The 22,616-nt window shown below is 69.2% G+C and carries 24 protein-coding genes; 10 read left to right on the forward strand and 14 right to left on the reverse strand.

The features are described 5' to 3' along the window. Window positions 1-440: 440 nt before the first annotated feature. Entirely contained in the window at window positions 441-1,262 is an 822-nt protein-coding gene (locus ACFORO_RS38495) for a hypothetical protein (protein WP_377873044.1), read from the reverse strand. Window positions 1,263-1,404: 142 nt separating this feature from the next. Between ACFORO_RS38495 and ACFORO_RS38500 the strand changes: the two genes are divergently transcribed. Together ACFORO_RS38500 and ACFORO_RS38505 are read left to right on the forward strand one after the other, a co-directional pair. Continuing rightward, the gene (locus tag ACFORO_RS38500) at window positions 1,405-2,280 is read left to right on the forward strand and encodes a TIGR03619 family F420-dependent LLM class oxidoreductase (protein WP_354739727.1); all 876 of its coding nucleotides are present in this window, start codon (window positions 1,405-1,407) and stop codon (window positions 2,278-2,280) included. 1 nt (window position 2,281) lies between these two features. Then, complete coding sequence (locus ACFORO_RS38505) at window positions 2,282-2,722, forward strand: nuclear transport factor 2 family protein (RefSeq protein ID WP_354739725.1); 441 nt, start codon at window positions 2,282-2,284, stop codon at window positions 2,720-2,722. A gap of 2 nt (window positions 2,723-2,724) precedes the next feature. On the opposite strand, the gene ACFORO_RS38510 is transcribed toward ACFORO_RS38505, so the two are convergent. Together ACFORO_RS38510 and ACFORO_RS38515 are read right to left on the reverse strand one after the other, a co-directional pair. After that, window positions 2,725-3,585 carry an alpha/beta fold hydrolase gene (locus tag ACFORO_RS38510; RefSeq protein WP_377873043.1) on the reverse strand — a complete coding sequence of 287 codons (861 nt, stop codon included), beginning with the start codon at window positions 3,583-3,585 and terminating at the stop codon, window positions 2,725-2,727. A gap of 58 nt (window positions 3,586-3,643) precedes the next feature. After that, on the reverse strand, window positions 3,644-4,111 hold the full coding sequence (locus ACFORO_RS38515; RefSeq protein WP_377873042.1) for a MarR family winged helix-turn-helix transcriptional regulator: 468 nt from the start codon (window positions 4,109-4,111) through the stop codon (window positions 3,644-3,646). Window positions 4,112-4,184: 73 nt separating this feature from the next. Here ACFORO_RS38515 and ACFORO_RS38520 point away from each other — a divergent pair, with 73 nt between their 5' ends. Next, entirely contained in the window at window positions 4,185-5,192 is a 1,008-nt protein-coding gene (locus tag ACFORO_RS38520; RefSeq protein ID WP_377873041.1) for a 4,5-dihydroxyphthalate decarboxylase, read from the forward strand. 264 nt (window positions 5,193-5,456) lie between these two features. Here the strand turns inward: ACFORO_RS38520 and ACFORO_RS38525 are convergent, their stop codons facing one another. From ACFORO_RS38525 to ACFORO_RS38535, 3 genes are read right to left on the reverse strand one after another with little or no spacing between them, the layout of a single operon-like run. Then, a complete protein-coding gene (locus ACFORO_RS38525; RefSeq protein ID WP_377873040.1) occupies window positions 5,457-6,332 on the reverse strand; it encodes a phosphotransferase family protein in 876 nt (291 codons plus the stop codon). A gap of 44 nt (window positions 6,333-6,376) precedes the next feature. Beyond that, on the reverse strand, window positions 6,377-7,039 hold the full coding sequence (locus tag ACFORO_RS38530; RefSeq protein WP_377873039.1) for an MSMEG_1061 family FMN-dependent PPOX-type flavoprotein: 663 nt from the start codon (window positions 7,037-7,039) through the stop codon (window positions 6,377-6,379). 11 nt (window positions 7,040-7,050) lie between these two features. Next, window positions 7,051-8,010, reverse strand: a complete 960-nt coding sequence (locus ACFORO_RS38535; protein WP_377873038.1) for a PDR/VanB family oxidoreductase — start codon at window positions 8,008-8,010, stop codon at window positions 7,051-7,053. 67 nt (window positions 8,011-8,077) lie between these two features. Between ACFORO_RS38535 and ACFORO_RS38540 the strand changes: the two genes are divergently transcribed. Further along, on the forward strand, window positions 8,078-8,740 hold the full coding sequence (locus tag ACFORO_RS38540) for a TetR/AcrR family transcriptional regulator C-terminal domain-containing protein (protein ID WP_377873037.1): 663 nt from the start codon (window positions 8,078-8,080) through the stop codon (window positions 8,738-8,740). On the opposite strand, the gene ACFORO_RS38545 is transcribed toward ACFORO_RS38540, so the two are convergent. After that, the gene (locus ACFORO_RS38545; protein ID WP_377873036.1) at window positions 8,737-9,297 is read right to left on the reverse strand and encodes a TetR/AcrR family transcriptional regulator; all 561 of its coding nucleotides are present in this window, start codon (window positions 9,295-9,297) and stop codon (window positions 8,737-8,739) included. The genes ACFORO_RS38540 and ACFORO_RS38545 overlap by 4 nt on opposite strands. A gap of 95 nt (window positions 9,298-9,392) precedes the next feature. Between ACFORO_RS38545 and ACFORO_RS38550 the strand changes: the two genes are divergently transcribed. The 3 genes from ACFORO_RS38550 (at window position 9,393) to ACFORO_RS38560 (ending at window position 13,520) form a co-directional block, all read left to right on the forward strand. Then, window positions 9,393-10,295 (forward strand): NmrA/HSCARG family protein, encoded by a 903-nt coding sequence (locus tag ACFORO_RS38550; protein WP_377873035.1) that lies wholly within the window; start codon window positions 9,393-9,395, stop codon window positions 10,293-10,295. 77 nt (window positions 10,296-10,372) lie between these two features. Further along, a complete protein-coding gene (locus ACFORO_RS38555; RefSeq protein WP_377873034.1) occupies window positions 10,373-10,699 on the forward strand; it encodes a hypothetical protein in 327 nt (108 codons plus the stop codon). Between the two features lie 145 nt (window positions 10,700-10,844). Next, window positions 10,845-13,520 (forward strand): hypothetical protein, encoded by a 2,676-nt coding sequence (locus ACFORO_RS38560; RefSeq protein WP_377873033.1) that lies wholly within the window; start codon window positions 10,845-10,847, stop codon window positions 13,518-13,520. Window positions 13,521-13,989: 469 nt separating this feature from the next. Here the strand turns inward: ACFORO_RS38560 and ACFORO_RS38565 are convergent, their stop codons facing one another. The 3 genes from ACFORO_RS38565 to ACFORO_RS38575 all read right to left on the reverse strand — a co-directional run bounded on the left by ACFORO_RS38565 (window position 13,990) and on the right by ACFORO_RS38575 (window position 16,723). Continuing rightward, window positions 13,990-14,151, reverse strand: coding sequence for a hypothetical protein (locus ACFORO_RS38565; RefSeq protein ID WP_354739701.1), 162 nt, complete (start codon window positions 14,149-14,151; stop codon window positions 13,990-13,992). Between the two features lie 25 nt (window positions 14,152-14,176). Further along, on the reverse strand, window positions 14,177-15,274 hold the full coding sequence (locus tag ACFORO_RS38570; RefSeq protein WP_377873032.1) for a glycosyltransferase: 1,098 nt from the start codon (window positions 15,272-15,274) through the stop codon (window positions 14,177-14,179). A gap of 180 nt (window positions 15,275-15,454) precedes the next feature. Then, entirely contained in the window at window positions 15,455-16,723 is a 1,269-nt protein-coding gene (locus ACFORO_RS38575; protein ID WP_354739695.1) for a cation:proton antiporter domain-containing protein, read from the reverse strand. A 212-nt stretch (window positions 16,724-16,935) separates the two neighbouring features. Here ACFORO_RS38575 and ACFORO_RS38580 point away from each other — a divergent pair, with 212 nt between their 5' ends. The 3 genes from ACFORO_RS38580 to ACFORO_RS38590 are packed head-to-tail and all read left to right on the forward strand — an operon-like array spanning window position 16,936 to window position 19,217. Beyond that, a complete protein-coding gene (locus ACFORO_RS38580; protein ID WP_377873031.1) occupies window positions 16,936-17,463 on the forward strand; it encodes a DUF1453 domain-containing protein in 528 nt (175 codons plus the stop codon). Between the two features lie 39 nt (window positions 17,464-17,502). Continuing rightward, the gene (locus ACFORO_RS38585; RefSeq protein WP_377873030.1) at window positions 17,503-18,585 is read left to right on the forward strand and encodes a sensor histidine kinase; all 1,083 of its coding nucleotides are present in this window, start codon (window positions 17,503-17,505) and stop codon (window positions 18,583-18,585) included. Continuing rightward, complete coding sequence (locus ACFORO_RS38590) at window positions 18,582-19,217, forward strand: response regulator (RefSeq protein ID WP_377873029.1); 636 nt, start codon at window positions 18,582-18,584, stop codon at window positions 19,215-19,217. Before ACFORO_RS38585 ends, ACFORO_RS38590 begins: the two co-directional genes overlap by 4 nt. A 324-nt stretch (window positions 19,218-19,541) precedes the next feature. On the opposite strand, the gene ACFORO_RS38595 is transcribed toward ACFORO_RS38590, so the two are convergent. The 4 genes from ACFORO_RS38595 to ACFORO_RS38610 all read right to left on the reverse strand — a co-directional run bounded on the left by ACFORO_RS38595 (window position 19,542) and on the right by ACFORO_RS38610 (window position 22,616). Continuing rightward, a complete protein-coding gene (locus ACFORO_RS38595) occupies window positions 19,542-20,165 on the reverse strand; it encodes a hypothetical protein (RefSeq protein WP_377896743.1) in 624 nt (207 codons plus the stop codon). An 18-nt stretch (window positions 20,166-20,183) separates the two neighbouring features. Beyond that, the gene (locus tag ACFORO_RS38600; protein ID WP_377873027.1) at window positions 20,184-20,759 is read right to left on the reverse strand and encodes a dihydrofolate reductase family protein; all 576 of its coding nucleotides are present in this window, start codon (window positions 20,757-20,759) and stop codon (window positions 20,184-20,186) included. Between the two features lie 68 nt (window positions 20,760-20,827). Beyond that, entirely contained in the window at window positions 20,828-21,730 is a 903-nt protein-coding gene (locus tag ACFORO_RS38605; RefSeq protein WP_377873026.1) for an RNA polymerase subunit sigma-70, read from the reverse strand. A 7-nt stretch (window positions 21,731-21,737) separates the two neighbouring features. Continuing rightward, window positions 21,738-22,616, reverse strand: coding sequence for a LysR family transcriptional regulator (locus ACFORO_RS38610; protein WP_354739681.1), 879 nt, complete (start codon window positions 22,614-22,616; stop codon window positions 21,738-21,740).

Genomic DNA, 22,616 nt, shown 5'->3' on the forward strand with positions numbered 1-22,616 from the left:
GGATGCGGCGCACCGCCTGGCTGCCTGGTCCGGTTCCGGCGAAGGTCCGTGAGGGGAACCCTGAGGGAATCAGAGTCCCTCAGGGTTCCCCTCACGGAACTCGGCCTCGCGCGCCGGGCCCGTCGCCGAGGCGAGACCCCGCCTACGCGCTGCGGGGACGCGATGCACCCGGCTGAGTCCGCGGCGCGCTGCACCCGCAGACGTCCGTGAAGGGCTCCTTGAGGGAATCAGATTCCCTCAAGGAGCCCTTCACGGACGACGACAACGCGGGACCACGCCGGTCGGCCGGAGAGAACCCCGCACACCGTCGCGGCTGCGGCTCGCAATTGAGAAGACCCCATCGAGATCACCTCCGTCCGGCCACACGGAAGCTCGTCTGGAGCGGAGACGACGAAGGCCCCGCGGCAAACCTGCCGCGGGGCCTTCACCAGGGTCATCGGTCAGAAGTCGAAGCCCCCGCCGCCGTCGAAGCCGCCTCCATCGAAGCCGCCTCCATCGAAGCCGCCTCCGTCGAAACCGCCGCCGAAGTCCTGGCTTCCGTCGAAGCCTCCGCCGTCAAAACCGCCGCCGTCGAAGCCTCCGTCCATGCCGCCGGCGTCCAGGGCGTCCGCCTGGCCCGCGTCGTAGCCGGATTCCCAGGCCGAGGCGCTGGCGATGCCGCTCATGCCGGAGAACATGGCGCTGAACAGGAACATCGAGCCCAGGCCCCACGCGCCGGCGACGAGCGCGGGCTTCCACCACGGCTCGCTGTACCAGCCCTGCGGCACCGGGCGGCCCGCGACGCGGCCGCCGGGGTAGTAGTACGGCGTTTCCTGGCCCGGGTCGGGCGAGGCGGCGTAGCGCTGGCCTTCGACGTCCACCTCGCGGTGTTCGGTGACCTTGCCCGCGCGTTCGCGTTCGGCCTCGTCCGGCAGCGCGGGGCCGGGGTCCATGCCCATCGCCGTGCGCGCGGCGCGGACGTAGTACAGGCCCTCGATGGCGGTTTCCTTCACCAGCCGGGCCTGTTCGACCGTCTTGGCCTGCTCCAGCTGCGAACCGGCGGCGTTGTAGCGCTCGCTCGCGTCGGCCATCGCCTGCTGGGAGGCGGTGTCGGTGCCGGTGATGTTGAGGACCTGGCCGCCGAGGCGCTCGACGAGGCGGCGCGCGTCGGCCTTCGCGTCGTCGAGCTGGCTCTGTCTGGTCGCGGCCTGCTTCTTCGACAGGTACAGCACGCCTCCGACGATGACGACGACCAGCACGATCAGGAGGATCGCGGTGCCCATGGGTCACTCCGTGTCTCGATCTGACGCGACGGCCGGGCAGCCGTCTCTGAAACGGACAACGCGGACCGTGCGCGGAGAGTTCCCGGCGGCGCCTCCGATCGGGCGGTGGCCGACAAAACTAGAACACGTTATAGTCCGCGGCATGAAGTTCTCCTTGTCGATCGCGATGAGCCCGCTCGACCAGCTGAGCGGCCTGGCCCGCGCCGCCGAGGAGGCCGGGTTCTCCTCGATCGTGCTGCCCGATTCGCTCTTCTACTCCGAGAAAGTGTCCGCCGACTATCCCTACACCCCCGACGGCAGCCGGTTCTGGGACGAGAACACGCCCTGGGCCGACCCGCTGGTCGCGACCGCCTCGATGGGCGCGGTGACCGAGCGGATCCAGTTCTACACGTCGGTGCTGAAACTCGGCTCGCGCAATCCGGTGCTGCTCGCCCGCCAGGTCAACTCGGTCGCCGCGCTGACCGGCGGACGGTTCGGCCTCGGGCTGGGGATCGGCTGGTCGCCGGAGGAATTCGAATGGTGCGGCGCGCCGTACGCGCGGCGCGGCAAACGGTTCGACGAGGCGATCGAGGTGCTGCGGCTGATCCTGAGCGGCGACATGGTCGAGTTCCACGGCGAGTTTTTCGACTTCGACAAGCTCAAGATGAGCCCGGCGCCGCCGTCGCGCGTGCCGTTCTACATCGGCGGGCACACCGACGTCGCGCTGCGCCGGGCCGCGCGCGTCGCGGACGGCTGGTCGTCCGCGATGATGACGCTCGACCAGCTGCGCGAGACCATCGGCAAGCTGAAGGGCCTGCTCGCCGAGCGCGGGCGCGCCGACGACCCGTTCGAGTTCCAGGCGGTGTGCGTCGACCGGTTCGGGCTCGACGGGTTCCGCGAGCAGGCCGAGGCGGGCGTCACCGACGCGATCACCATGCCGTGGGTGTTCGAGGGGCACGGATTCGACGCGGAGCTGCGCCCGAAGGTCGACGCGATCCGCAAGTTCGGCGACGAGATCATCGCGAAAATCGAGGAGTGACATGGGAGTCGAGGTCTGCTGGGATCCCGCGGCGCAGCAGCCGCCCGCGCGGGAGGCGGCGTTCAAGTCGATGACGGCGGCGACCGCCGGGGACAAGGACGGCTGGCTCGCGCTGTTCGCCCCGGACGCGGTCGTCGAGGACCCGGTCGGGCCGTCGATGTTCGACGAGGAGGGCAAGGGCCATCACGGGCGCGACGGCCTTTCCGCCTTCTGGGACAAGACGATCGGCAACGTCGAGAAGTTCGAGTTCGTGATCCGCGATTCGCACGCGGCGGGTTCGGAGGTCGCGAACGTCGGCACCATCACGACGTTTCTGCCCGGCGGCTACCGCGTCGACACCGACGGGGTGTTCGTCTACCGGGTCGACGAGGACGGGCTGGTCGTTTCGATGCGCGCGTTCTGGGAGACCGAGCGGGCGATGGCGACTGCCCGACAGGTCTGATGTCAGCCCGGGTCCGCTTCGGCGAAGTCAAGAACGTGGGCGGTGACGAGATCGGGTTGCTGCAGCGTCAGCGCGTGAGTGGTTCCCGGCACGATTTCCGTGCTGATGCGGGGATTCAGCGTCGCGATGCGCGCGGCGACCTGTCGTGCGTGGTGGATGTGGCTGCGTTCGCCGAGGACCAGCCGGACGGGGACTTCGATCGCGCGAAGCTCGGCGTCGGTGAAGACGTGCTGCGGCGGTAGTCGCGCTTTGTATTTGAAGGCGGCGAACAGCAGCGGCCGCAAGGTGTGCCGCACGGCCGGGTCGCCGGCGACGATCCGGCGCTGGACCGCGGCGGGCAGCAGCCACGGGAAGATCTCCTTGAAACTCCAAAGGATGAACTTCGGGACGCTGATCGCCGCGAATCCGGCCGGTTCCAGCCCGATGACGCCCGTGATCTGGTCGGCGGAACGGGTCGCGAGGTTCAGCGCCAGGAAACCGCCGCGCGAAACGCCCGCGAGGCAGACCTTCTCCTGGCTGATGCCGGCGAGGACCTCGGAGAGCCATTCGGCGAGGTCGTCGTCGGTGCTGGCGGAGGCGGTCTCGACCGAGTGCCCTGGTTCGCCGATCGAATCGATGGCGTAGACCGGGTGGCGGGCGGCCAGTTCGGCGAGGTGCGGGTACCACGACAGGGACGAGCCCATGATGCCGTGCAGCTGGACGATCGGCGTGCCGTGTTCGGGACCGCTGCGCCGGACGCGGGTGGGGCCGAACTTCGTCGTGATATCCAGTTCCGCCGAGGGAACCGGCCACTTTCGCAGGACCTTCGCGTACGCGGCGAAGTAGCGTTCCTGGGCTTTGGGGTCGGTGAAAGTTCCCGGCATGTCGTCCCTCCCCGAGACGGGTTACCGTGCACTTACACCGTAGCACCGGTCGCCGCGGTCAGGCGTTGTCCAGGCGCAGCAAGGTGTTCAGCAGATTTCCGCCGGGCAGTCCCTCGTCGCCGAAGATCCGGTGCTGCACCTCGATCACGAGCGGCAACGCGGCGCGCAGGGCGGCCGCGCCGGGGTCGGTCACCTCGACGCGTTTGGCGCGGATGTCGTCGTCGCTGCGCGCGCGGGCGACGAATCCCTTGCGCTCCAGCGTTTTCAGGATCTGCGACACCTGCATCGGGTGGATGTCGCCGGAGGTCGCGAGACCGGATTGGGTGACCGGGCCGCCGGTGCGGTTCAGCCAGGCGGCGAGCGCGAGCGTCTGGAACTGCAGATGCGTCAGGTCGAGCGGGGCGAGCGCCTGGTCGATCTCGCGGACGTAGCGGTGCACGACGCGCCACATGACGAAGCCCACCGCGTTCTCGGGGGCGCCGAGCGAGGCGGTGGCGAAGAGTTCGGCGAGCGCGTCCTTGTCCATCGGGAGGCATCGTAGCGGTTGCCTCCCGATAGTAAACGCGTTTAGTATCGGAAGGGACGGAGAGGAGCACCTGATGACTGACCTGCGGCTGGACTTCGGCCTGTACCGCTACGACAACACCCGCCCGCTGTTCGACGGCCGGGTCCGCTTCGACGGCGTCGACGCGACCCTGCACACCGCCGACATCGTCTCGGACCTGTTCGAACGGATGGTGCGGGGGCGCGAGTTCGCTGTCGCCGAGTTGGGCCTGACCTTCTACCTGCGCACCCTGGACCTGCCGGATCCGCCGTTCGTCGCGCTGCCGGTGTTTCCGAATCGGCAGTTCCGGCACTCGGCGATCTACGTCAACGCCCGCAGCGGCATCCAGGCGCCGCGGGACTTGATCGGCAAGACGATCGGCGAGTTCGCGACCTACGGGCACGACGCGGGCGTGGTGGCGAAAGGCATGCTGTCCGATGAGTACGGTGTGCGGCCGGAACAGAGCCGGTGGGTGATCGGCGGGTTCGACTGGCCGATGGAATGGTTCGACTTCGTGCCCCGGCTGCATCCTCCGGAAGTGGACGTACGGCAGGCTCCGGCGGGGAAAGCGCTCGGTTCGATGCTCGAGAGCGGCGAGATCGACGCCTTTATTTCCGCGGATCCGCCGCGCGGGATCCGGGAGGATTCACCGGAGGTCGCGCAGTTGTTCCCGGATTACGTGAGTGTGGAGCGGGAGTATTACCGGCGCACGGGGATTCGGCCGATCATGCATGCGGTGGTGGTCCGGCGGGATCTGCTGGCGGAGCATCCGGGGCTGGCGGAGCGGCTGTATCGGGGGTTTGTCGACGCTAAGGAAATGGCGATGGCGGATTACCGGCGTGGGCGGATCTTCAATCATATGGGGGATGCGGGGATGGTGCCGTGGTTCAGTGCGTTGTACGACGAGAATCGCCGGTTGTTCGGGGAGGATTGGTGGCCGTACGGGATCGAGAAGAACCGGCTGTCGGTGGAGGCGTTTCTGCGGTGGCACTTCGAGCAGGGGTTGTCTCGGCGGTTGATGACGGTTGAGGAGATTTTTGTGCCGGAATTGCTGGGTACATAGCCGTCCAGCTGGTCCTCGTGACCGTCGGGGTGCATCTGGACGGCCGGACTCTGCGCGGCGACTAGGCAATCCTGAGCTGCCCCGGTCGTGCGTTGCGGGTGGACGCGCAAGCGCCAGATCTACGCCCACGCTTACCTGTTCGCGGACACCGGGGGATGCGCAACCGCAAGCTCTGCCCGCCGGGCCAACTGGACCGCCTGGCCGCTACCGGTCACCTCAAGGGCGGCTCGGCTGACCGGATGTCGTCACTCGCGTCCGATGACTTTAGGCCGCCAATTCCTCGTGCAGTCCTTCCAGCGCGATGCGGTCATCCTCGGTCCCGGTGTGCGGCGCGGAAAACCAGTCCGCGTACTCGCGCAGTTCCGACAGCCGCCAGTCGAGGGCGAACAGTTCGACCATTTCCGGGTCCAGGCCCGCGACGTCGGGCAGGTCGGCGTAGTCGCGTTCGCGCGGGGCGACGGCGAGGCTTTCCCAGTCGACCAGGCGCAGGCCGTCCGGGGTCAGGACCTGGTTGTCGTTGTGGGGTTCGCCGTGGGTGGGGACCCAGGCGTCGCGGCGGGAGGCGGCGAGCGCGGCGAGTCGCAGGTAGCGGGCGTTCCAGTGGTTGATCGCGTCGGCGCGGGCGGCGAGGGCGGTGCGGGCTTCGTCGGCCAGCGGGCCGGACGTCCACGGTTCGGCGGTGCGGGATCGCAGTTCGTCGGCGAAGTCCGGGCCGACTTGCGGGGACCAGTGGCGCAGTCCGGCGGGTGGCGGGGTGTGGTGCAGGGCGTCCAGCGCGGCGAGGATTGCCGGTTTGTCGACTTCGGCTTCCGCGGGGCTGCGGCCGTTCAGCATCGGGGTGATGCTGAGTGCGCCGACGCCGGTGTCCACTGTGAACCGGCCGGATCGCGCGGGTATTGGCGCGCAGACGAACTCGAGCCCGGCGGCGGCCAGTTCGGCGGCGCTCGCGTAGGTGCTTTCGAGCGACGCCGCGGTGTGCCGGGGCTCGAGCTGGTCCAGCGTGACGAACAGGGTGTCGGCGCGCCAGTGGTGCGCGCCGAAACCCCAAGGCAGGTAAGCGATCTCGGAGACGGGCTGCCAATGTTCGGCGAGCGCGCGGGTGATGGCGGCGTCGGTGACGAAGGACGGTCGAGATCGCACAAATCGGATACTAGGCAGGGCTTCGTGGTGGGAGCAACGGAGTTTTAGAACAGGTCGTTCTGGTACTTCTCGTCGATCACGTCGTACAGGGCGCCGCTGACGAGGTCGCCGAGGCTGTTGTTCATCTTCTGCGCTTGCTCGGCGATGGAGAGGGTGTAGAAATCGCCGCCGAGGGTGGCGGCCTCGGCGAGCCCGCGGGTGTCGCCCTCCCACAGTTTCGCGCGGATAATGGCCTTGCCGCACTGTCCGAACACTTCGCGCACGCGCACGATCGTCGCGAGCACGGCGGGTTTGCCGTCCGCGCTGAGCATGCCCAGCAGTTCCGGGTCGTCGGTGACGAAGGCGTCGCCGTTGACCCGCATCACCTCGCGCAGGCCGGGCACGAAGAAGACGAGCCCGATCGACGGGTTGGCGGTGATGTTCTCGAAGGTGTCGGCGAGTTTGTTGCCCGGACGGTCGGGGATGGCGAGCGTCCACGGGTCGAGGATCCGCACCGAACCGGGCGGGTCGCCTTTCGGGCCGACGTCCATGAGGCCGTCCGCGCCGACGGTGGCGGCGCAGAAGAACGTGCTGTGCGCGATGAACCGCGTGGCGAATTCGCCGAGGTGCGGTTCCTTTTTCTCGGCGATGAACTGGTCCGGGAAACCGATGATTTCCCGGACGCGCGCCATGGTGATCGGGGCGTAGGCGTCTGCCGCGGTGGTCATGATTTCTCCCGTCACAGGTCGAGGACCAGTCGTGGGGTGCGGGCGCGGGACACGCAGACGAACATCCGGTCGCCTGCCGCTTGTTCGCTTGCGGAGAGGATCCCGTCGCGGTGGTCGGGGACGCCGTCGAGCACCTTGGTCTCGCACGAACCGCAGATGCCGGACCGGCACGAGGTCACTGGTCGGATCCCCGCTTTTTCGAGTGCGCCGACAATGCTTTCGTCGGCGCCGACGGACACGGTTTTCTTCGAGGCCGCGCATTCCACTTCGATCGGCTTGTTTTCCGCCGGAGCGGCTTGCGGGGCTTTGAAGCGTTCCAGCCGCAATGCTTCGGGAGGCCAGTTCGCCGCTGCGGTGTCCAAATCGGACAGCAGCGATGCCGGGCCGCAGGCGTAGACCTTCGCGCCCGCCGCGACGGGCCTTTCCAGCTCAGTCAACGGAATCCGGCCGGTGGTGTCCGAGGAGTGGCAGCGCACGCGCTCGCCGTAGCCGCGGAGTTCGTCGAGGAACGGCATCGACGCGCTGGTGCGGCCGCCGAAATACAGCTGCCAGTCGGTGCCCCGGGCTTCGGCGGCGCGGACCATCGGCAGGATCGGGGTGATGCCGATGCCGCCCGCCACGAAGACGTACGACTTGGCGGGGTTGAAGGCGAAATTGTTCCGCGGGCCCTTGATCGAGACGCGCTGGCCGGGACGGAGAAATGCGTGCACGTATTCCGAACCGCCGCGGCTCGCGCGTTCCCGGCGGACGCCGATCCGGTAGTACGCGCGTTCGCCGGGCGGGCCGCAGAGCGAGTACTGGCGCTCGAGGCCGTTCGGCAGCACGAGATCGACGTGCGCACCGGGTTCCCAGCTCGGCAGCGGTTTCCCGGTCGGGTCCGCCAGGTCCAGCGAGACCACGCCGTCGGCTTCCCAGCGCAGCTGCCGGACGGCGACGTCCAGCTTCCCGGCGGTTCCGGCTTGCGGAGTCATCGGCTTCCCTCCTTTTGTTAACGTTGTTACTTGCCGCCTGGCCGAGGGTATTGGTAACATCGTTAACATGTCAACCGAGGCGAAACGGGCGGGAATCGCGGCGACGCGGGCCGAGCGGGCGGTGGCCGAGGCGCTGGACCTGGTCGACGCGGGCGGGCTGGAGGCGCTCACCATGCGCCAGCTGGCCGACCGGATGGGGCTGCACCTGCCCGCGATCTACCGGCTCTTCGCCGGCAAGGACGCGCTGATCGACGAAATGGCCGAGGCGATCCTCGCCGGCGCGGTCGCGGACCTGCCCGCCGAGGACGGCGACTGGGAAAGCCGCGTGCGGAGCTTGGCCGCCGGATTGCGCACGGCGCTGCTCGCGCATCGCGACGGGGCACGGATTGTCGGCGGGAACTACGCGGCCAAGCGCAGCAATCTGACCTATGTGGACACTCTGCTCGGCTGCCTGCTGGCTTCCGGGCTGCCACGGAAACAAGCGATCTGGGCGGCGGGCGCGGTGTTTTGCTACGTGCTCGGGGAAACGCTCGAGGAGCAGGGCGCGAGCGGCGACGAAATCGACGTGCTGATGGGGGTTTTGGGGACGCGGCAGTACGCGCACCTGGAGTCGGGGCCGATGGAGTCGATGCTCGACTTCGAGGAGCGGTTCGCGTTCGGGCTGGAATTGCTGCTCGCCGGGGTGCGGAGTGTCGTGAGCAGCGGTGAGAACCGGCGACGAGTGCGCTAGCTTTCCGGGCTGATCCCCGCCACCGCGATCCGGAACAGGCGGCTGGCCTCGGCAGCCGGGTCGGGGTGGCGTTCGGTCGTCAAGGTGATGCCGACGATCAACGCGATCAGGTCGCCCACGGTCACCCCCGGCGAGACCGCCCCGTCGCGGGCGGCGCGCGCGACTAGCGGGGCCGCGGACTCTTCCAGCGTCATCGAGCAGGAGTTCCCGTGCGCCGGGTCGGGCGTGTCGTACGCCAGGGCCGCCGCGAGGCCGCGGGCGGTTACGCAGTAGTTGACGACGTCGTCCAGCCATTCCAGGAGTGCGCGGCGGCTGTCGGATTCCCCTGCCAGCTCCTGTGCGCGGGCGGCCAGCAGGGCGATCCGTTCCTGCGAGACCGCTTCCAGCAGCGCGTGCCGGGTGGGGAAGTGCCGCCGCACGGTCGCGGAGCCGACTCCGGCCGTCCGTGCGATCTGTTCCAGCGACGCGTTCGCCCCGTGTGCGGCGACCTCCTCCTCGGCCACTTCCAGGATCCGCGCGTAGTTGCGCCGTGCGTCTGCGCGTTGCTGGCCGGGCATGGCGTGACCTCCGGGTTTGCTAAGTGGCGGGCCCCGCCGTATCGTAGCGGACACGAAACGGCGGGGTCCGCCACTTAGTGTTCCGAGGGAGAGTCATGGTTGAGCAAGCACCGGTACTGGTCGTCGGCGCGACGGGACGGCAGGGCGGCGCGACCGCGCGCGAGTTGCTGGCGGCGGGCGTGCCGGTTCGCGCGCTGGTCCGGGATCCGGCGGTGGAGCGGGCGAAGGCGGTCGAGGCGTTGGGCGCCGAACTCGTCGTCGGGGATTTGCGTGATCGGGACGGGCTGGCGCCCGCGGTGAAGGGCGTGCGGGCGGTGTTCAGCGTGCAGATGCCGGACATGAGCGGGCCGGAGCCGGACTTCGCGGGCGAGGCGGCTCAGGGGATCAACCTTGTTGACGCGGCGGAGAAAGCCGGGGTGCCGCAGTTCGTGCATACCTCGGTGAGCGGGGCGGGGTCGCCGGAACTGGCCGAGGAGCGCTGGGCGTTCCTGGCGCCGACGATGGAGGCCAAGGCGGCGGTCCAGGATCGGCTCCGGGCAGCCGGGTTCCCGAGGTGGACGCTGCTCAAGCCGGGGTTTTTCATGGAGAACTTCCTGCCGTCCCTGCAGTATGTGTTCCCGCGCGGCATCGAGGGCGGGTTGGTGACGCTCCTGCGTCCGGAGACTCGGTTGTCGCTGGTGGCGGTGCGGGACATCGGCCGGGCGGCCGCCGCGGCCATCGCCGAGCCGGAGCGGTTTGACCGGGTCGAACTGGAATTGGCGAGCGACTACCGGACGATGACGGAGATCGCGCCGGTGCTGTCTCGCGTGCTGGGGGTGCCGTTGGCGGTGCCGGACATGACTGTCGACGAAGCGCTCGCTGCGGGGATGCCGCCGATGGGGTTCTCGCACACGATGCTGAACGAGATCGGCCAGCCCGCGCGGCCCGAGTTCGCGCGCGAGCTCGGGATTCCGCTGACCTCCTTTGAGGAGTGGGCGGAGACGACTATGCGGGCCTGAACGCTCGGGGTGCGTTGCTCCGTTCGTGTCAGCCGGTTGGTGCGGGTGCGCGATCGCGGCACTTCTGCCCTGGCGCGATGCGAAGCTCGCCAAAGGCGCTTTCTCCTGCCATTTCGAGACCAGGGAGGACGTGCTGTACGAAATCCACGACCAGTTCATGGATTTCCAGCTGCGGCGGATCCGCGAGGTGCTCGCCGATCGGCATCTGCCGGTCCGAGATCTCGATTTTCCAGCAGGAGCGCCGGTTTCTCTCCAGCACGACATTCGTCTCGATCGAGCGCAAGCGCGACGAGTTCGAAGCGCTCGTCACCCAGGTGGTCGAGCGCGGGATCGAGAGCGGCGCGTGCAAACCGGTCGCGACCGCGCGGGTGCTCGCGTTCGCGGTGATCGGCGTGGCGCGATGACGCCCCGGCGGATCGGCGACGCGTTCGGCGAGATCGTCGTCGCCGGGCTGATGACGGTTCGCTGCCGGAAAGCCGGGCCTGAACGCCTGGCACGAGCGGTCGCTCTCCCGGTAGAAAGGAAAGATCATCGGGGAGGGAGCACCCAGTGAAGGTCCTTCTGCGCAAATTTGTCCCCATCGTGGCAGCCGCCGTACTGGCGGTCACGGTGGCACAGCCCGCGGCGGCGGCGCGTCCAGCCGCTGGTCCATCCGCGTCGCCTGAATGGCGCGTCGCGGACGGCCAGCTGGTCTGGACGGCGCCGAAGCCGCTGTTCGGCGACGGTGCGGTGGAGTTCTGGTCCGGCGGCAAGCTGCTCGGCCGTGCCCAGCCTCGGGCGGATCTCCGGACGTTCTCGCTGCCAGCCGGCGGGATCCGCGATGTGCGCGGGCTCGAGGCGCGCGTCGGCGGGCGTTCGCTGACCGAAGCGCCCAAGGCGACAGCGGACCAACCGGCCCCGGCGCCGCTGCCCGCGTTGCCCGCTAATGCGGTGGATCCCGGTAAACCCGGGCAGTTCTCGACGGTCAAGGGCGAGTACTCGCTCGACCCGGTGCGGCTGCCGGGACTGGACGGGCCGATCGAGATGCAGGGCCTGGTCGTCGCGCCGAAACACGCGCCGGGGAACCGGCCGCTGGTGGTGTTCCTGCACGGCAGGCACCAGCCCTGCTACAACCCGACCGATCCGGACGACTATTCGCCGGAGTGGCCGTGCAAGGCCGGGATGCTGCCGATCCCGAGCTACCGCGGCTACCTGCAGACCCAGGAATTGCTGGCGTCGCAGGGATTCGTGACGGTGTCCATCTCGGCCGACGCGATCAACGCGCTCGACCACGCGGCGCAGGACGGCGGTGCGCAGGCCCGGTCGTCGCTGGTCCGGCTGCACCTCGCGCATTGGGCGGATTGGTCCGGCAGCGCTCGTTCGACGGCTCCGGCGATCGTGCGGGATTCCCCGGCGGCGGATCTGTCGAATGTGTTGCTGGTCGGGCATTCCCGAGGCGGCGAGGGCGTCAACCGCGCCGCGATGGACAGTTTGTATCCGCCGCCGGGCGACACCGGGTTCTCCGGGCCGGTCCGGTGGAAGATCCGCGGCGACGTGCTCATCGCGCCGACCGTGTTTGGGCTCAACCCGACTCCGGACGTCCCGTCGGTCACTTTCCTGCCCTCGTGCGACGGCGATGTCTCGGATCTTCAAGGGCAGCAGTACATCGACGCGGCACGCGGCGTCAGCCGGGACACGGCCTTGCACAGCGCGCTGTATGTCTCGGGGGCGAACCACAACTTCTTCAATGCCGAATGGACTCCGGGCGTCGCGGTGGCCCCGGCGCAGGACGATTTCTATTCTCCGCAGCCGGATCCGAATTGCTCGCCTGGCGTGCCCGCGCGGTTGACGGACGCGCAGCAGCGGGCGGTCGGCGCGACCTATGTCGCCGCGGCGGCACAGCTGTTCCAGAACCACGATCTGCGGGTGCAGCCGTTGTTGGACGGTTCCGGCGTGCGTGCGCCGTCCGCCGATCCGGCGCACGTGTTGACGCACGCTCTCGGCGGTGCGCGGACTCCGGTGCTGGTCCCGGATTCGTCCACGAAGGTCACCGGCAGCGGCGACGTCTGCCAGCAGGTCGGTCCGGATCAGCGGTGCCTCGCGAATTCCGGCGCCTCCAAGTCGCCGCATTTCGTCGGGCTCGAGGACGCGCCTGATCCGACGCGGACCGCCGTGCACGTGCGTTCGGCGGCGGCTGGCGTGCCGGCGAAGATCCAGTTGCCCGGCCCGGTTTCTTCGAGCGGCGCGCGGGCGTTGGCGATGCGGATCATCGCGCCGGAGAACGCTCCGGCCGAGTCGTTCGAGGTCGCGGTCACCGATACGCACGGCAAGCGCACGAAGCTGGGTGCGGTGACGGTGGCCGGGCTGGCCGGGACCGAACGGACGAAATCGTTCTGGGGCCAGGAAGTCCGGGTCCCGCTGCCGCCGTATCTGGAGGTGGCCGGTCTGGAGCTGACGCCGCGGAAGGCGGGCGACGAGGCGTGGCTGCTGGACGCGTACGCGTGGCGGCCCGGCCTGCCCGACCCGAACCCGGCCCCGCTGACCCGTGTCGACCTCGGGTCGATGACGGTCAAGGAAGGCGATTCCGGCTCGAAGACGTACCAGATCCCGGTCACGGTGACCGGGGACGGCGGCGGTTCGGTGCGGGTCTTCCGGGCCGATTCGCTCTCGCCGAGGGAAAAATGGACGTACCAGGCGGTCACGCTCGCGCCGGGGCAGCACACGCTCGACCTGCCCGCGACGGTCGTGGGGAACACCCGGTGGAGCTGGCCGTACCGGCTGCTGGCCGACGTGAAAGCGACTCACGGCACAGTCGTCGGAGCGGCCGAGGGCGCGGTGAACGTCGAGAACGACGACCCGGAGCCGGAGGTGAGCGTCGGCAAGACGGACGTGTCGGCGGTCGAGGGCGGCGTGCTGGCCTGGCCGGTCAATCTGTCCACTGTGGCCGATTCGGACCTCTACCTGACGGCGGAGGTGAAGGCGCCGAAGACCGGGCCGGAACTGATGACCTCGGACATCGACCCGCAGTGGCTGATCGAGCACCGCCTGGACCCGAAGAAGCCGCAGCCGTTGTCGGAGACCGGGGTGACGCTGGGCGTGCAGATCATGGCGGGGAAGCTGAGCGCCGACCTGACGATTCCGACGGTGCGCCACGACGGGGCTGATCCGGCGAAGCATGTCTCGCTGCACATGACGGAATCCGGCCGGGACATCGATCTCACCGGGACGGTGACGGACGCGGGCTGACCGCGGCGGCCGATGCGGTCAATCCTCCTGGTCCGGGTCGCGGGCCAGGAGGATTTTCCGTTCCCGCCGGCCGGTACTCGACCACGAGCAGGCCCGCGTCCGCTCCGTCGACCGTGAGCACCTGCCATTGGCCGGGAGTGATGGCGCGGTCGTGGTAGCGGCGCTGGATTTCGTCGTCCCAGCCCCAGATCGCGGCGACATACTCGCCTAACGCGGCTCGATGCAGCTGGAAACAGAAGTCGCTGTCCGCGGCCGCAGCGGGGTCTTGAGGTCCGTGAAGGGCTCCTTGAGGGAATCAGATTCCCTCAAGGAGCCCTTCACGGACCACTGCACGGCTTCCGTTCCCGGGTCCGCAGCCCACAGCGACCCGCACTCACCCTGACCGAACCAGCCGAGCCGGGGAAGCACGCCGGAAGCGCGTCCACGTCACAACCTCAAGTTCCTGGCGTGGGCGCTCAGGGTAGCGAGGTCACCGGCTCTGCTCGCGCACTCTCGGCAGGATCCGCAGCAACGCGGTTCCCGCCGCCAGCAACGCGAACCCGGCCAGCAGCAGCCACATCGCGTTCACTCCGGTGAAGGCGAGTCCGCTGGTCACTCCGGCCGCCGAGGCCGCGCCGATTTTCTGGTACATGGGGTTCTCGTTTCCGTCTCGGTGTTCACCAGTTCTTGCGGGTGCGCAGGAGCGCGTCCGCGTACGCCTTGAGATGGCAGGCCTGCAGGAAATAGTCGAGGACCAGTTCGTACATGGACGCGGCGAGCAGCATGCGGCGCCAGCCGCGGTACCGCACCGTCACGACTCGTTCCACCACGAAGATCGCCGAGATGCCGAGCCACCACGGGTTGAGGTGGAGGCCGCCGTGGGAGAGGGCCAAAGCCAGGGTGGTCAGGTAGATTCCGCTCACCAGGACACCGGCGATGGTCAGCAGCTGCCTGCCCCAGTACCGCCACGTGACGCGCGTAAGTCCATATTGGACACAGTTCTCCACCGCGCCGCGCTTCCATCGCAAACGCTGTGTCCACAGTGCACCCCAGGTCGTCATGACCTCGGTTTCCAGCGTGCAGGCGCTGGGCGAGATCACCCGGTGGCCGAGGTGCAGGAGGGCGAAGGTGAGTTCGTTGTCTTCGGTGAGCACGGTGGTGTCGTAGATTCCGCCGCTGCCGTCGCCTGCGGGCAGGCGGCCGGCGAGTCGTGCGGCGGAGACCTCGCGGAGAGTGCTGACCCGGAACATCGCCGCGGTTCCGGTCAGTACCAGGCATTTTCCGTGCAGCCGGTGGACGTCGCGGGCGTAGCGGGCGTATTCGTTGCGCTGCAGGTGGCCGACGAACCCGCCGCCCGGACCGCCGCGGAACACTCCGCCGACGCCGCCGTAGCCGTGGTCGAGGTGGCGCAGGGCGGTGCTCACGAATTGCGGGTCCAAAGTGGAATCCGCGTCTTGGACGAGGATGACGTCGTCCTCGTCCAGGCGCGGCAGGAGCCAGGCCAGCAGTTGGTTCAGTGCGCCTGCCTTCTTGTGCGTGTTGTTTTCGGACGGCCGGACCCGGGCTCCGGCCGCCGAGGCGGCTCCGGCGGTGTCGTCGGTGCAGTTGTCGGCGACGACGAAGACCTCGTCGACGAGCCGGTCCTGCCTGCGCAGCGCGGCGACGGTGTGCGCGATCTGCGGTTCTTCGTCGTGCGCGGGGATGACGGCGACGACGCGCACGCTGCCGGAACGATGCCGTCCGGCCTGGGGTTCGGCGAGCGTGGGTGCGGACATGAGCGGGGTCCTCTGCGCGGAACTGCGACGTGATGCGTCGCGCTTGACCCTTACTCTGCTGGCGGTCACGGAACGCTACGGGAAGATCCGATAGACCACCCGTGCGGGGGAGATTTTCCCGCGAAACCTGTGTAGTAGCTGGGAATTACGAAAGCGAGCGGCGGCTACTCTGAGTGCATGTTACTCGGACTGTCGGTGCGCCCGCGGAGTCATCAACCGGGCGATGAGCGGCGTCGACCCGAGCCCGTGCAGGGCCACGCTGCCGAGGACGCAGACCACCGTCAGCGTCAGCACGAGGTCGCCTGCCTCGCCGGTCAGGCCGTTGATCGCGAGCAGCCCGAACACGATCGACGTTGTGCCGCGCGGGCCGAGCGCGCCTACGAGGAACCGGTCCCGCAGCGGCATCCGGGTCCGCGTCAGCGACAGCATCACCGGGAGGATCCGCAGAACGGTCAGCGCGAGGAGGCAGAACACGACCGGCTCCCACGGCACGCCGAAGGACACCATGACCACCGCGGCCCCGCCGACGACGAACCACATCGCCATCGTCAGGATCCCGGTGACCTCTTCGAGCAGTTGCAGATCCTCCGACGGCCGGGCGAAGTGCTCCCGGGCGGCGCTGTCCGAGGTGCGGAGGTGCCGCGCGGCGAAGGCGCGGTAGACGTAGCGGAAGGCGATGCCGGAGACGAAACAGGCGACGAATCCGTTGCCGTCGATGGCGACGGTGGCCGCGTAGGTCAGCAGCGGGGTCGTCAGGATCGCGATGCGCCGCCCCTGTCCGGAAGTCCAGCCGGAGCGGACGGCGAGGAACAGCAGGAAACCGATCACCGCGCCGATGATCGCGCCGGCGGCGATGGCCTTGAGCGCGAACGGCAACGCGGTAGCTAGCGCTTTTCCGGCCGTATTCGCCGTATTGTCGCTGCGTGCGAGAATGAGTGCGAAGAGGAACAGCGGCGACACCAAACCGTCGTTGTAACCGCTTTCGACGTTCAGCACGCTGCGCACTTGCGGCGTCAGAGTCTTGTCCCGTACGACGCGTTCGGCGGCGGCGAAATCGCTCGGGATGACGATGCACGCGACGATCAGCAGCAACGGCCACGACAGTTCCGGGAAGAACGCCCAGCCGACCAGCATGGCGAGCCCGAGGCTCAGCGGCAGCGCGAGGAACAGCACCCGTGCGACGAGACCGGGCGCGTGTCCCCACAGCCGTCCGCCGCGGACCTCGGTGGCGTCGACGAAAAGCAGCATCGCGAGAATGAGTTCGGCGACGTGCTGCGCGATTTCGGTGTCGAAGAGCTCGAGCAGTTTTCCCGGATTCGCGAACAGCGCGGTCGCGACTCCGCACAGCACCATCAGCACGGGCGCGGCGATGTTCCACCGGTCGAGCTGTTTGGCCGCGAGCGCGCGCATCAGGACCGCGGCCGAGAGGACCAGCAATGCGGGAATCATCGTTTGTCCGGCTCCACGGCTTTTGATCGCGCCCAGCCGTCTTCGGCCGCTGACGCTCCACAGTGTACCGGTGCGGGTGCGCCTTTCCCGGTATTCCGGGTGTACGTCACGTCCACCCGGAATCGGTCGACGGTTGGACGATCCGGCGGGCTCCGCGCCCTAGCGTCGGCGAGGCGGGTGTTCCGGCCCGCCTGACTGAGAAGAAGGCCGCGATGACCGACGCTCTCATCATGGGCGGGATCCTGCTCGCCCTCGTTCTTTTCACCCAGGTGGGCCGCCGTCGGCACAACCTGGTCATGGGCATCATGCCGTTCGTTTCGTGCACCGTCATCGGAGTCCTGTACTTCACCGGCGGCATCTCGCTCACCGGGCCGAATGTGGCGGCCGGCCTGGTCGGGGCCGGCGTCGGGGCGGTCGCCGGCGCGGGGCTGATCGCGACCACCCGGGTGGAGCGCAGTCCGGTCACCGGGCGCGTGCAGACCTGGGCGGGCTGGCCGTACCTGCTGATCTGGCTCGCGGTGCTGGTGGGACGGCTGGTGTTCGTGTGGGCGGTGGAGAACGTGCACTCGTTCGCCGCGAAGGTCGGCGAGTTCCTGGTCAGCGCGCAGCTGGACGAGGACGGCGTCGGCCTGTTCTTCGTGCTGATGGCGCTGGCCATGGTCGCGGTGCGGGCCGGCGGGGTGCTGTGGCGCGCCCGGCGGCTGGACGAGGTCCACGACGTGCGACCAGTGCGGGTCTGACTACGCTGAGCAGCGAAGAAGCCCAGGGGAGGGGATGTGATGAGCCGGCTGCCGCTGGTGGTGATGCGGCTGCTCACACCGGTCGCCTTCGTCGCGATCCTCGTCACCGCTCGGCCCGGTGCGGAGTGGGAGTGGGTGCCGTTGGCGGCGTCCGCCGCGAGTGGCCTCGCGTTCGGGCTGCTGGACCTGCGCTGGCCGCGTGCGGCTGGCGTGCTGCTCTCGCTGGCCGCGCTGTTCGGCACGGTCGTGACGGTGGCGGACCAAAGTCTTACCGGGCCGTCGTTGCTCTGCCTGTCCTTGCTGGTGTTGTCCTCGCTGGCGGCGATCCGCCCGGCGGAGATCATCACGGTGGCTGCGGTCGCGGGGGTCGCAGCCACCGTCGGCGGGTATCTCGCCGGGCAGCCGGGCGGGCTTGTGGCGGGGAACGCGCTCGCGGTGGCCGTCGTGGTGCTGCTCGGACTGAACCGGCGGCAGTACCGGGTGCAGGCGCGGCAAGCGCGTGACCTGCTGGATCAGACCCGGCTCACCCAGGAAGCCGTGGCCAGGGGCGCGACGCTGGAGGAACGCGCCCGGCTGGCGCGGGAGGTCCACGACATCCAGGCGCATTCGCTCTCGGCGCTGTCGCTGCATTTGCAGGCGGCGGCGCGGCTCGTGGCCGAATTGCCGTCTCCGGACGAAAAACTCGCCGCTTGCGTGCAGAAGGCCGGACAGTTGGCGCAGGACGGTTTGATCGAGACGCGTCGAGCGGTGCACGCGTTGCGCGGTGATCCGATGGCGTTGCCGGAGTTGTTCGGCTCGCTGCCGGACAACGCTTCGATCCAGGTGACCGGCGAGCCTCGCGAACTCCCCGCGGACGTCACCCTGCTGCTCTACCGCACTGTCCAAGAAGGACTTTCCAATGCCCGCAAGCATGCCGCCGGTGCACCGGTGTCGGTTGAACTGTCCTATCTGGACAGCGAGGTGGCGATGACGGTCGTCAACCGGACCGGTTCCGGCAGCGGTCTGCCCGGGGCCGGATACGGCCTGACCGGCTTGCGCGAGCGCGCGGAACTGGTCGGCGGCGAGGTGACCGCGGGCCCGGACGGCGCGGGCTGGCGGTTGTCGGTGAGGATCCCGGCATGACGATCGTGCGCGTGCTCGTGGCCGAGGACCAGCCCGCGGTGCGGGAGGGCCTGGTGCTGCTGGTCGGGCTGCTGCCGGACATCGAGGTCGTCGGACAGGCGGGCGACGGTCTCGCGGCGATCGAGGAAACCGTGCGGCTGCAGCCCGACGTGGTGCTGATGGACCTCGATCTGCCGCGCTGCGACGGGGCGGCGGCGACTCGGCGGATTGTCGCGGAGTTGCCCGGCACCCGGGTCGTCGTGCTCACCACTTATGCGGACAGTGCCTCGATCGTGCGCGCGTTGGACGCGGGCGCGGTCGGTTACGTGACCAAGGCGGCGAATGGCGACGAGATCGGCCGGGCGATCCATGCGGCGGCGGCTGGGCAGACCGTGATGGACCTGGCGGTGCAGCGGACGTTGCTGGCCGCGGCCCGGCGTCCGGCCGCGCCGCCGGAGGACGGGCTGACCGCGCGGGAGGTGGACGTGCTGAAACACGTCGCGGCGGGGCGGGGGAACCGGGAGATCGCGCGGGAACTGCAGGTCAGCGAGGCGACAGTGAAGACGCACGTGAACCGGATTTTCGCGAAGACCGGATGCGGGACCCGGGCGCAGGCGGTGCGGTACGCGCACGAGCACGGATACGCGGACTGAGTCACGTCCGTGAGGGGAACCCTGACGGACTCAGAGTCCCCATGCCGGGAACTTGAGATTGTGATGTGGACGCGCTTGCGGCGTGTTTCCCCGGCTCGGCTGGTGGGGTCAGGGTGAGTGCGGGTCGTTGTGGGCTGCGGACGCGGGAGTCGGGTTGTGGTCCGTGAAGGGCTCCTTGAGGGAATCTGATTCCCTCAAGGAGCCCTTCACGGACCACAAGACAAGGCCACCTGGCGGCAAGCCGGGCAGTCCGGCGCTGTTGGTGTCCTTTGTGGACGTTCGACAGGCCGGAGTCTCGGAGGTTAAGTTCCCGGCACTTGGGACTCAGCGTCCCTCACGGACCTCCGCGAACCAGCCAGCCGGGAAGACCGGAGCCTCCCCGGCCACCGCCCGGCGGCACCATTCCGCGACTGCCTGGCCGACCTCCTCCGGGCCGAGCGAAGACGTGTCGAGCACCGTCATCGCCCACTCCGGACCGGGGGAACGGCCGACCCAGCGGTCCCAGCGCATCTCGGGCCAGGAGTCGTTCGTGACGGCTTCCGGAAGGTGTCCGGGATCGTGCGCGTGCGCGCGAAGCCACGCCGCGAATGCTTGATTCGCGTGGCTCGGCTCGCCGCGACGGGCGAGCCGAGCCAGGTGGGCCTCGTCGCTGAGGTCGAGCAGGCAGGCGGCGATGTCGATCCGATCGGCACTCGGCGCGGCCAGCGCTTCGCCGAGCGGCACCGGATCGCCGGCCAGCAGCAGATGCCTGCCCTCGGCTTCGAGCGCGATCGCGCGTCGCACCGCGACTTCCACCCGCTCCTGCCGCCACGCGACGGTCTGCACGGCCGGGATCGGGCCGAGCGTGCTCAGTTCGGCGTTCTCGTACGTGTCGTCGAGCAGCTGCCGCGCGTGCAAGCGAGCGGTGGTTTTGCCGACGCTGGACGCGCCCGAAACGAGCAGCAACATGGCCAGCGACGGTACGGCCTACCTCCCGGAGCCCTCCACTGAATTTTCGCGCACATACCGCGAAAGCGTCGCCGCGCCAACGCGTTCGGCCGACACGCAATCCAGGTGGGCGGGTCCGGTGCCGTCCGGGAAAAGGCGGGTCCCGGCGCCCAGGACGGTGGGGAAGGTCAGCAGCCGGTACTCGTCGACCAGGTCGGCTGCCGTCAGGGTGTGCACGACGCTCAGGCTGCCGGTGACGACGATGTCGCGCTCTTCCCGCTTCACCGCGTCCACCAGGTCGCCGTCGAGAACCGAGGAGTTCTGCCACGCGCTGGTGTCGGCCAGAGTGCTGGTGGCGACCAGCTTGGCCGCGGCGTTCATCCGCTGCGAGAACGGGTCGTCGCGGTGCGGCCAGAGGTTCGAGAACAGCTGCCAGGTCTTGCGGCCGAGCAGCAGGACGCCGTCGTCCAGCGTGCTCCCGAGCCGGAATTTGTCACCCGAGACGGACTCCGGGCCGTGCCGGAAGGCCCAGCCGCCGCCGGGGGTGCCGGAGGAGCCGTCCGGGTCGGACGAGATGCCGTCGAGGGTGGTGAAGGCGATGACGATGACGCTCATGGCGGAGATCCCTTCAATCGGTGTCGCCAGTACCTACCGGCGGCCCCGCCCGAACTCATCGCTCCCGGCTAAAAAATCTTCGGCGGCAGGTCGAACGCCTCGAAAACGCGCGGATCGGCGAAGACGACGTTGTGCGAAATCCGCCCGCCGGTCACCGTGAAGACCTGCAGGGTGTGCAGTTGCCCGTCGGGCGTGTAGACGGCGAGCGCGGGCTGCCCGTTGGCGGTCAGCCCGCGGACGCTCCAGCCGACTCCGCGCATCTCGAACACCCGGTGCATGAACCGGCCGTAGTCGTCGGTGCCCTGGAACCAGAGCGGCACCGGCGGCATCTCCAGGATCGCGTCGTCGGTGAGCAGCTTGACGAGCGCCTCGACGTCGGCGTCCTCGAAGGCTTGCGCGTACCGGTCGATCACGGCTTGGGTCTGCGCGTCGTCCGGCTCGGCGACCTCGTCCATTGCGCCCGCGTCGGCGAGGGCAGCGCGGGCTCGTTGCAGCGCGCTGTTGACGGCCGGAACGGTGGTCTCCAGCTGCGTCGCGACCTCGGCCGCGCTGAACTCGAGCACCGACCGGAGCACGACGACCGCCCGCTGCTTCGCGGGGAGGACCTGCGTCGCGGCGACCCACGCCAGCCGCAGTCCGGCGCGGGTGTCGGCCTCGCAGCGTGCGTCGGGGAACGGCTGCAGCCACGGGATGTCCGTCGCCGGTTGCAGTGGCGCGCCCGGATCGTCGCTGGCGGCGCCGAGGCCGGACGGCAACGGCCGACGCGCACGGCCCTCAAGGGCGGTGAGGCAGAGGTTGGTCGCGAGCCGGTACAGCCAGGTCCGCACCGAAGCGCGGGCCGAGTCGTACCGGTCGCGGGCATTCCACGCGCGCAGCAGCGTTTCCTGCACCAGGTCCTCGGCCTCGTGGAACGAGCCGACCATCCGGTAGCAGTAAGCGGTCAGTTCGCCGCGGTGCGCTTCGAAGTCCACCGGGACATCATCGGGCACGCGCGACGCTGAGGAAACGGTCGACCACCGGGTTGTTTTCGTGATCGGTGCGCGAGATCGCCGAGACGGTCGAGAACGCGCCAGCGTCGGTGAGCGCGAGATAGCGCAGTCCGGGCAACTGCAAGGCGCGCAAGGCGTTCGGCACTATCGCGATGCCGGTGTCGGCCGCGACGAGGCCGAGCATGGTGGGGAACTGGACGGCCTCCTGGACCACTCGCATGCGGAATCCGGCGCGCAGGCACAGCGTCTCGATGTGGTCGTGCAGCCGCGAGACGCGAGTGCGCGGGAAGGCGAGGAAGGGCTCGTCGGCCAGCTCCGCCATCTCGACGGTTTCGTTGTCCGCCAATGGATGCGTCTCGGACACGGCCACGATCAGCCGTTCGCGGCCCAGCGGGTGCACGGTCAGTCCGGCGGCTTCGCCGACCTCGCGCGCGATGCCGACGTCGAGCTGGCCGTCGCCGAGTGCGGCGATCTGCGCGTCGGTGGTCGATTCAGTCAGTTCGAAACGGACATTCGGCCATTGCCGCCGCATCTCCAGCACTGTGGCGGGAACGATTTCGAGCGCGGCCGAGCTGACGAACCCGATCCGCAACAGCCCGAGTTCGCCGCGCGCGGCGTGCGCGACGGCGGTGAGGGCGTGCTGGCTGCCCGCGAGCACGCGACGGCCCTCGGTGAGCAGCACGCGGCCCGGTTCGGTCAGCTCGACGCTGCGGGTGGTCCGCAGGAGCAGCCGCACGGACAGCTCTTTCTCCAGCTTCGCGATCTGCTGGCTGAGCGCGGGCTGGGCGAGGTGCAGCCGTTCGGCCGCGCGGCGGAAACTGCGTTCCTCGGCGACCGCGACGAAGTAGCGAAGCTGGCGGAGTTCCAC

The organism is Amycolatopsis halotolerans (genome assembly GCF_042647905.1).
Classification (GTDB): Bacteria; Actinomycetota; Actinomycetes; order Mycobacteriales; family Pseudonocardiaceae; genus Amycolatopsis; species Amycolatopsis halotolerans.